General features: G+C 70.2%; 6 protein-coding genes. 5 read left to right on the top strand and 1 reads right to left on the bottom strand.

The annotated features are described in order from the left end of the window. Positions 1 to 196: 196 nt before the first annotated feature. The 5 genes from carB (at position 197) to AB1578_20360 (ending at position 6,624) form a co-directional block, all read left to right on the top strand. The gene (gene carB / locus AB1578_20380) at positions 197 to 3,397 is read left to right on the top strand and encodes a carbamoyl-phosphate synthase large subunit (protein ID MEW6490252.1); all 3,201 of its coding nucleotides are present in this window, start codon (positions 197 to 199) and stop codon (positions 3,395 to 3,397) included. 281 nt (positions 3,398 to 3,678) lie between these two features. Further along, on the top strand, positions 3,679 to 3,831 hold the full coding sequence (locus AB1578_20375; protein ID MEW6490251.1) for a SelB C-terminal domain-containing protein: 153 nt from the start codon (positions 3,679 to 3,681) through the stop codon (positions 3,829 to 3,831). A gap of 232 nt (positions 3,832 to 4,063) precedes the next feature. Then, entirely contained in the window at positions 4,064 to 4,642 is a 579-nt protein-coding gene (locus AB1578_20370) for a hypothetical protein (protein ID MEW6490250.1), read from the top strand. A gap of 148 nt (positions 4,643 to 4,790) precedes the next feature. Then, complete coding sequence (gene hisF, locus AB1578_20365) at positions 4,791 to 5,558, top strand: imidazole glycerol phosphate synthase subunit HisF (protein MEW6490249.1); 768 nt, start codon at positions 4,791 to 4,793, stop codon at positions 5,556 to 5,558. Positions 5,559 to 5,598: 40 nt separating this feature from the next. Next, a complete protein-coding gene (locus AB1578_20360) occupies positions 5,599 to 6,624 on the top strand; it encodes a hypothetical protein (GenBank protein ID MEW6490248.1) in 1,026 nt (341 codons plus the stop codon). A 59-nt stretch (positions 6,625 to 6,683) separates the two neighbouring features. Here AB1578_20360 and AB1578_20355 read toward each other — a convergent pair whose 3' ends face one another. Continuing rightward, the gene (locus tag AB1578_20355) at positions 6,684 to 7,394 is read right to left on the bottom strand and encodes a uracil-DNA glycosylase family protein (protein MEW6490247.1); all 711 of its coding nucleotides are present in this window, start codon (positions 7,392 to 7,394) and stop codon (positions 6,684 to 6,686) included. Between the last annotated feature and the right edge of the window lie 171 nt (positions 7,395 to 7,565).

The raw sequence follows: 7,565 nt of genomic DNA, 5'->3' as shown, positions 1-7,565 counted from the left end.
GGAGCTGTTGCAGCGGGTGGCAGAGCAGGTCGGCTTGGAGCCGGGGAGGATCCTGAGGCGCAGCACCACCCGCTTGCCACCCAGGCGGTGGATCCAGGGCTCGTTTGCTCCTTGACGGCTGCCCCCTGAACCCTCTATGAACGGACCGCCCCGCGGTCCGCCGCGCCCTCGACTCCCCTCTCGGGAAGGAGCCCCCATGCCCCGGCGAGACGACATCCACAAGGTCCTCATCATCGGCTCGGGCCCCATCGTGATCGGCCAGGCCTGCGAGTTCGACTACTCGGGCACCCAGGCCTGCAAGGCCCTGCGAAAGCTCGGGTACGAGATCGTGCTGGTCAACTCCAACCCCGCCACCATCATGACCGACCCCGGCATGGCCGACCGCACCTACGTGGAGCCCCTGACCCCCGAGGCCCTGGAGGAGATCATCGCAGCGGAGCGCCCCGATGCCCTGCTGCCGAACCTGGGGGGGCAGACGGGCCTGAACCTCTCCTCCGAGCTCGCCCGCCGGGGGGTGCTCGACCGCTGGGGCGTGCGGGTCATCGGCGTGAACCTCGACGCCATCCGGCGCGGCGAGGATCGGGAGGTCTTCAAGCAGACCATGGCGCGCCTGGGGGTGGAGACCGCCCGCAGCGCCATCGCCACCACCCTGGAGGAAGCCTGGCAGGTGCTCGATGAGATCGGCCTTCCGGTGGTCATCCGCCCCGCCTATACCATGGGGGGCACCGGCGGCGGATTCGCCTACAACCGCGACGAGTTCGAGACCATCGCGAGCCGGGGCCTCGCCGCTAGCCCCGTGCGCCAGATCCTGGTGGAGGAGTCGGTGCTCGGGTGGGAGGAGCTCGAGCTCGAGGTGGTGCGCGATGCCAAGGGCCAGAAGATCACCGTGTGCTTCATCGAGAACGTGGACGCCATGGGGGTGCACACGGGCGACTCGTTCTGCACCGCCCCCATGCTCACCATCGCCCCGGAGCTCCAGGAGCGCCTCCAGCGCTACTCCTACGACATCGTGGACGCCATCGAGGTGATCGGCGGCACCAACGTGCAGTTCGCCCACGACCCCAAGACCGGGCGGGTCGTGGTGATCGAGATCAACCCGCGCACGTCGCGCTCCTCGGCCCTGGCGTCGAAGGCCACGGGCTTTCCCATCGCGCTCGTCTCGGCCATGCTCGCCGCCGGCCTCACCCTGGACGAGATCCCCTACTGGCGAGACGGCACGCTGAACAAGTACACCCCCTCGGGGGACTACGTGGTGGTGAAGTTTGCCCGGTGGGCCTTCGAGAAGTTCAAGGGGGTGCAGGACAAGCTCGGCACCCAGATGCGGGCCGTGGGGGAGGCCATGAGCATCGGGAGGACCTACAAGGAGGCCTTCCAGAAAGCCATCCGCTCCCTCGAGAACGGCCGCTACGGGCTGGGTTTCGCCAAGGACTTCCACTGGAAGTCCCTCGACGAGCTCCTGGCCCAGCTCGCCGAGCCCTCCAGCGAGCGCCAGTTCCTCCTCTACGAGGCGCTGCGCAAGGGCGCCGACATCGGGCTCCTCCACGAGCGCACCCACATCAAGCCCTGGTTCCTCCAGCAGATGAAGGAGCTCGTGGAGCTCGAGGAGGAGCTGCGCGCCTTTGCCGGGGGGCTGCCCCCGGACGAGCTCCTCCTCCGGGCCAAGAAGGACGGCTTTGCCGACCGCTACTTGGCCCGGCTCCTGGGGGTGGCCGAGGCCGAGGTCCGGGCCCGGCGGGCGGCCCTGGGGGCCGTGGAAGGGTGGGAGCCCGTGCCCGTGAGCGGGGTGGAGGACGCAGCCTACTACTACTCCACCTACAACGCTCCCGACCGCTCGCCGGTGGGCGGTGGCCGCAAGGTGCTGGTGCTGGGGGGCGGGCCCAACCGCATCGGCCAGGGCATCGAGTTCGACTACTGCTGCGTCCACGCGGCCTTTGCGCTGCGCGACCTGGGGTACGGGTCGATCATGGTCAACTGCAACCCCGAGACGGTCTCCACCGACTACGACACCTCCGACAAGCTCTACTTCGAGCCCCTCACGGTGGAGGACGTGCTCGCCATCTGCGAGAAGGAAAAGCCCCTGGGGGTGATCGTCCAGTTCGGGGGCCAGACGCCGCTCAATCTCGCGGCCGAGCTCGCGGCAGCGGGGGTGCCGATCCTGGGCACCACCCCCGAGACCATCGACACCGCCGAAGACCGGGAGCGGTTCCAGGCCCTCATGGAGCGCCTGGGCATCCCCCAGCCCCGGTCGGGCATGGCCCGGGACCTGGGGGAGGCGCTCGCCGTGGCCCGGGCCATCGGTTACCCCCTCATCGTGCGCCCCTCCTACGTCCTGGGGGGGCGGGCCATGGAGGTGGTGCTCGACGAGGAGATGTTGCGCGAGTACATGGCCAAGGCCGTGGAGGTCTCCCCCGAGCGGCCCATCCTCATCGACCAGTTCCTCCAGAACGCCATCGAGGCCGAGGCCGACGCCATCGCCGACGGCACCGACGCCTTCGTCCCGGCGGTGATGGAGCACATCGAGCTCGCCGGTGTCCACTCGGGGGACTCGGCCTGCGTCATCCCTCCGGTCTCCATCCCCGCCAAGCACCTGGACACCATCGAGGAGTACACCAGGCGCATCGCGGTGGAGATGAAGGTGGTGGGGCTCATGAACATCCAGTACGCCATCATGGACGACGCGGTGTACATCCTGGAGGCCAACCCACGGGCCAGCCGCACCGTGCCGCTGGTGAGCAAGGTCTGCGACATCCCCATGGCCCGGCTCGCGACCCAGGTGATGCTGGGCGCCCGGCTGGCCGACCTGGGGCTGCGCCGCCGGCCGGTGCCCCACTTCGGCGTCAAGGAAGCGGTCTTCCCCTTCGGCATGTTTCCCGAGGTCGACCCCCTCCTGGGGCCCGAGATGCGCTCCACCGGGGAGGTGCTCGGCCTGGCCGAGAGCTTCGGCGTGGCCTACTTCAAGGCCCAGGACGCGGCCGGCGGGCGCCTGCCCCTGGAGGGCACGGTCCTCATCACCGTCGCCCCCCGGGACCGAGCGGGGGTGCTGGCGGCGGCCCGGGAGTTCGCGGAGCTCGGGTTCGCCATCCGGGCCACCGAGGGCACCGCCCGCTTCCTGGCGGAGCACGGCATCGCTTCGACCCCGATCCTCAAGCTCCTGGAGGGGCGCCCCAACATCGCCGACGCCGTGAAGAACGGCGAGATCCAGCTCGTGATCAACACCCCCGGCGGCAAAGAGAGCGTGGCCGACGACTCCTACATCCGCAAGGCCGCCATCCGGCACAAGGTGCCCTACATCACCACCACCGCCGCCGCGCTCGCCGCCGCCCGCGGCATCGCCGGCGCCCGCCGGGGCCTGGGCCGGGTCAAGAGCCTGCAGGACTACCACGCGGATCTGGCGTAGACCCTGGAAACGGCGGCGCGAGAAGACGGCCGCCGGAGAAGAACCCGGCGCAAGCCCCGTCCTGGGGAGCGACGCACAGCTCCAACCATAGGGCGGGGCTCGCCCCGCCGAGTGCCGAACCCTTCGACGTCCTGCCGCACGCGCCAGCCCACCCCCGTTGACCCCGCTCCCGCCGGCGTCGCACAAAAGCACCCGACTTTGAGACCCAATCGTGTACACTGGGCGGGACACGAAAGCGAAAGGAGGTTGTCGCTGCCCAGGAGGAGCGGGTTGTCGAGTATGTGAAGGAACACGGCGACATCGATAACGAGCGGTGTCGGGGGCTGCTCGGGACTTCGCGTCGGCAAGCCACGTACCTTCTCCAGAAGATGGAACGGCAGGGCCTGCTCCGTCGCGAGGGCGAGCGGCGGTGGGTTCGGTATCGGCTCCCGTGAGGCCTATGAACACGTATGGACGCAGCATGGTTCATAGGGCGGCGATAGCAGTCTTCGGCCCACCGCGATCCGCGGTCCCTAGCGCGACGACCGCCGCTCGTCACTCGTCCTTCCGCGTCGTCTTCCACAACCACACCCTCATGATTGCGAATAGATCGCGAATAGACCCGCTCGACCGGGCCGCGCTTCTCCCCTGGCGAGACGGCCTCTGGGACGGGGGGCGGAGGACTCCATGCACGCTGAAGCCGTTGTTCTGACCCCGGCGAGCGCCGACTACCCGTCCGCTCTGCGCGGCGCCGGCGAAGCCGAATTCCCTGAGCTTTGGATTCTCGGCGAATCGACGCTGCTTGGCCACGACCTCCTCGGCCTCTTCTGCTCCACCCGCTGCCCCGGCGACGTGGTCCTCCGGGCCTACGAGGCGGCACGGGCCCTGCGGGACGCCGGCATCCCGGTGATCGGCGGCTTCCACACGCCCATGGAGCAGGAGTGCCTGGAGCTCCTCCTGCGCGGCACCCAGCCCGTGGTGTGGTGCCCGGCCCGGGGCCTGCCGCAGCCCCGCCGCCTGCCCCAGCCGAAGCGCGACGCCCTGGCAGAGGGACGCCTCCTCATCCTCTCGCCGTTTGCCGCCAAGGCCCGGCGGATGACCTCCGAGTTGGCCGAGCGGCGGAACGAGCTCGTCGCGGAGATGGCCGAGCGCCTCCTCTTCCTGCACGCCCCGCCGGGGACCAAGACAGACGCCCTGCGCCAGCGCGCCGTGGCCAGGGGCAAGCCCGTGTTTTCGGTGGCGGAGCTGGCAGCATTGCTGCCGTAGAGTAGGCGGTCACCTGGGAACGGCCGGTGCAAGTGGCGTAGCAGCCCGTGCCGGCTCGCGCGAAGGCCGAGTCACGTCCTCGTAGGACTGCCGGGCGCACCTGGGGTAGGATCTCGCCCTTGCCAACCACTCGAAGAGGAGACCTGCCATGGAACCCATTCGCATCATGCCGTGCCTCGACATGAAGGAGGGCCGGGTCGTCAAGGGGGTCCACTTCGTGGACATCAAGGATGCCGGCGACCCGGTGGAGAACGCGCGTTATTACCAGAGCGAGGGGGCCGACGAGCTCGCCATGCTCGACATCGCAGCCACCCTGGAGAACCGAAAGACCCGCCTCCAGTGGGTGGAGGCGGTAGCCAAGGAGATCGCGATCCCGCTCACGGTGGGCGGGGGCATCGGGAGCCTGGAGGACGTGGAGGCGGTGCTCGGGGCCGGGGCCCAGAAGGTGTCGATGAACAGCGCGGCGGTAAAGGACCCCGACCTGGTGGCCCGGGCGGCGGAGAGGTTCGGGGCAGGGCGCATCACCGTGGCCATCGACGGGCGGCGAAACCCGGCCATGCCCTCGGGCTTCGAGCTCGTGGTGGCGGGGGGGACCAGGCCCGTGGGGATCGACTGCGTGGCGTGGGCCCGCCGGTGCGAGGAGCTGGGGGCCGGGGTCCTCCTGCCCACCAGCATGGACGGGGACGGCACCAAGGCCGGCTACGACATCCCCTTTACCCGGGCCGTCGCCGAGGCCGTGAAGCTTCCCATCGTGGCCTCCGGGGGCGCCGGAACCCTGGAGCACTTCTGCGAGGCGGCCGCCCAGGGCAAGGCCGCCGTGCTGCTCGCCGCCTCGGTCTTCCACTTCCGGCTCCTGCGCATCGGTCAGGTCAAGGCCTACCTGCGCGGCCGGGGCCTCGCGGTCGCGGGAGGGTGAGCGCCTGACCGCGGACGCCGTCTTCCGAGAGGATGGGGAGGTGAGGGGTGCCGGTTGCCGTGCCCCGGCGGGCCGGCGCCTGCTGCGGGGGTTGGTGTGCGCAGCGGCCCTGTGCCTTGCCGCCGTTCCGGCCGGGGCCACCGTCGAGGAGCAGGGGGCGGAGCGAGGGGAGGAGCAGAAGGAGGGCGTCGAGGCGCCCGGTGCAGAGGACGGGGCCGTGGACCGGGCCCAAGACTATGTGGCCGACGCCGTCGAAGCGCTGGCACGCTACTTCGACGGCTTCTTCGGGGGAGAGCTGGCCTACGAGGAGGCCACGGGGAGCTACCTCCAGGTGGGGGGTGAGGCCCTGTGGGAGGACGAGGGCACCTGGGACTTCGACGACCGGATCTTCCTGCGACTCGTTCTCCCTCATACCCAGAAGCGCTTCCGCCTCGTGCTCGAGAGCCAGCGTGACGCCCTGGCGGAGGAACCCAGGCCCCCCGAGGAGCAGCCTGCCTCCCTGACCCCGTCGGAGACTCGGCGAACGCTACTGGGCCTGGAGGGGCTGCTCCAGGAGACGCGGCGCTGGCGGGTCTCCCTGACGGGGGGCGTGAAGTTCCCCTACCCGCCCGACCCCTTCACCCGTGTGCGTGGCCGGTGGCAGACGCCCCTGGGCTCCTGGAACTTCCGGTTCGCCCAGAGCTTCTTCTGGTTTCTCTCCGACGGGTTCGGCGAGGCAACCTCCGTGGACTTCGAGCGGCAACTCGCGGAGCCCCTGCTCCTGCGCCTCTCCTCCCGGGCCACCTACCTCTGGGACGACAACAATTTCGACCTGCTCCAGGCGCTGGCCGTGTACCACCGGCTGAGTTCCCGCGACGCCCTGACCTACCGCTACGCGCTCCAGGGCGAGACCCATCCCGCCATGCGCATCACAAACCATGTGGTGAGCGTGAAATACCGGAGGATGCTCTATCGGGACTGGCTCTTCTTCGAGGTGGAACCGGGTCTTCGGTACACCCGGGAGGACGACTTCGAGAGGATCGCCTTCGTGGCCTTCCGGCTGGATGCCCTCGCCCGGGGGGACTGAGCCCTGCCGACGAGTTGCCGGGCCAACTCACCCGATCCCTCCGGAACGCAAACGCAACCCTACAGCCGAACCCCCAGCGCGCCCAGCTCCCGCTCCACGATCTCAGCCCAGCCCCGGTTGGCGGCCGGGTTTGCCGGGCTGGGATGGGTGATCCGGCCCACCGCCACGCCCGTCCGCGCGAGCGCCGCCCGTGCCCGGTCCTCGGCGAACTTGCCCACCCCCACCACGAGCCGGGGCCGCAGGTAGTCTACCGCGGCCCGCAGCGCGTGATCGCAGGCGGCGTAGAGGGGCCCGGCTTCCGCCGTGGGGAGCTTGTCGGGGGTGCGGTTGCGGCCGCCCTGCTCCAGGAAGAGCAGGGGGCAGTAATTGGCCACGAAGAACCGGCGGAAGAACGCCTCGGGCGCCCCGAAGCGCTCTCGGGCCCAGCCCCACAGCCGGCGGCCGCTCACCTCGCTGCGCCGGCAGGCGAACCCCTCCACGGGCCGGGCCGGGTGCTCTCGCTCGGGACGGGCCACGGGGGCGTCGATGCCGAGCCATCCCCCCACCGCCGCGACTTCGCCGAACGGCACCCCGGTCTGGGCCATGCCGAAGGGGCCTGGGTTCATTCCTAGGAAGAGCACCTCCTTGGGTGGGCGCCCGTAGCGGTCCCAGTAGAGATCGTAAGGCCTTCGGGCGTACACGAGGGGGTTGTACACGAACGCCACGGGCGGGCCGAAGCGCAGCTCCCTGAGGTCGGCCACGAGGACGTCGGCGGTTTGGGCGGGGCTCACGGAGGTCTCCTTTCCTCGGACCCGCGGCGCAAGCCGGCCGCGCTTTTTCGGGGGGAGGGCGAGGGTACGGCAACCGGGTCTACGGCGTCTACCCCGGGGACTCCCATTCGGCTCTGTTCCGATCCGTGTGGGTTCGCGCAGCGGCAGAGAGCTTGGGAATACGGCCGTTTC

It is taken from the genome of Thermodesulfobacteriota bacterium, from assembly GCA_040756475.1.
Taxonomy (GTDB): Bacteria; Desulfobacterota; Deferrisomatia; order Deferrisomatales; family JACRMM01; genus JBFLZB01.
The sequence above is the reverse complement of the archived record's forward strand: the minus strand, read 5'-3'. Positions and strand labels throughout refer to the sequence as shown.

Excerpts from the sequence above, each read along its gene's own strand:
- carB (MEW6490252.1), top strand. The coding sequence starts at position 197 with ATGCCCCGGCGAGACGACATCCACAAGGTCCTCATCATCGGCTCGGGC.
- AB1578_20370 (MEW6490250.1), top strand. The coding sequence starts at position 4,064 with ATGCACGCTGAAGCCGTTGTTCTGACCCCGGCGAGCGCCGACTACCCG.
- hisF (MEW6490249.1), top strand. The coding sequence starts at position 4,791 with ATGGAACCCATTCGCATCATGCCGTGCCTCGACATGAAGGAGGGCCGG.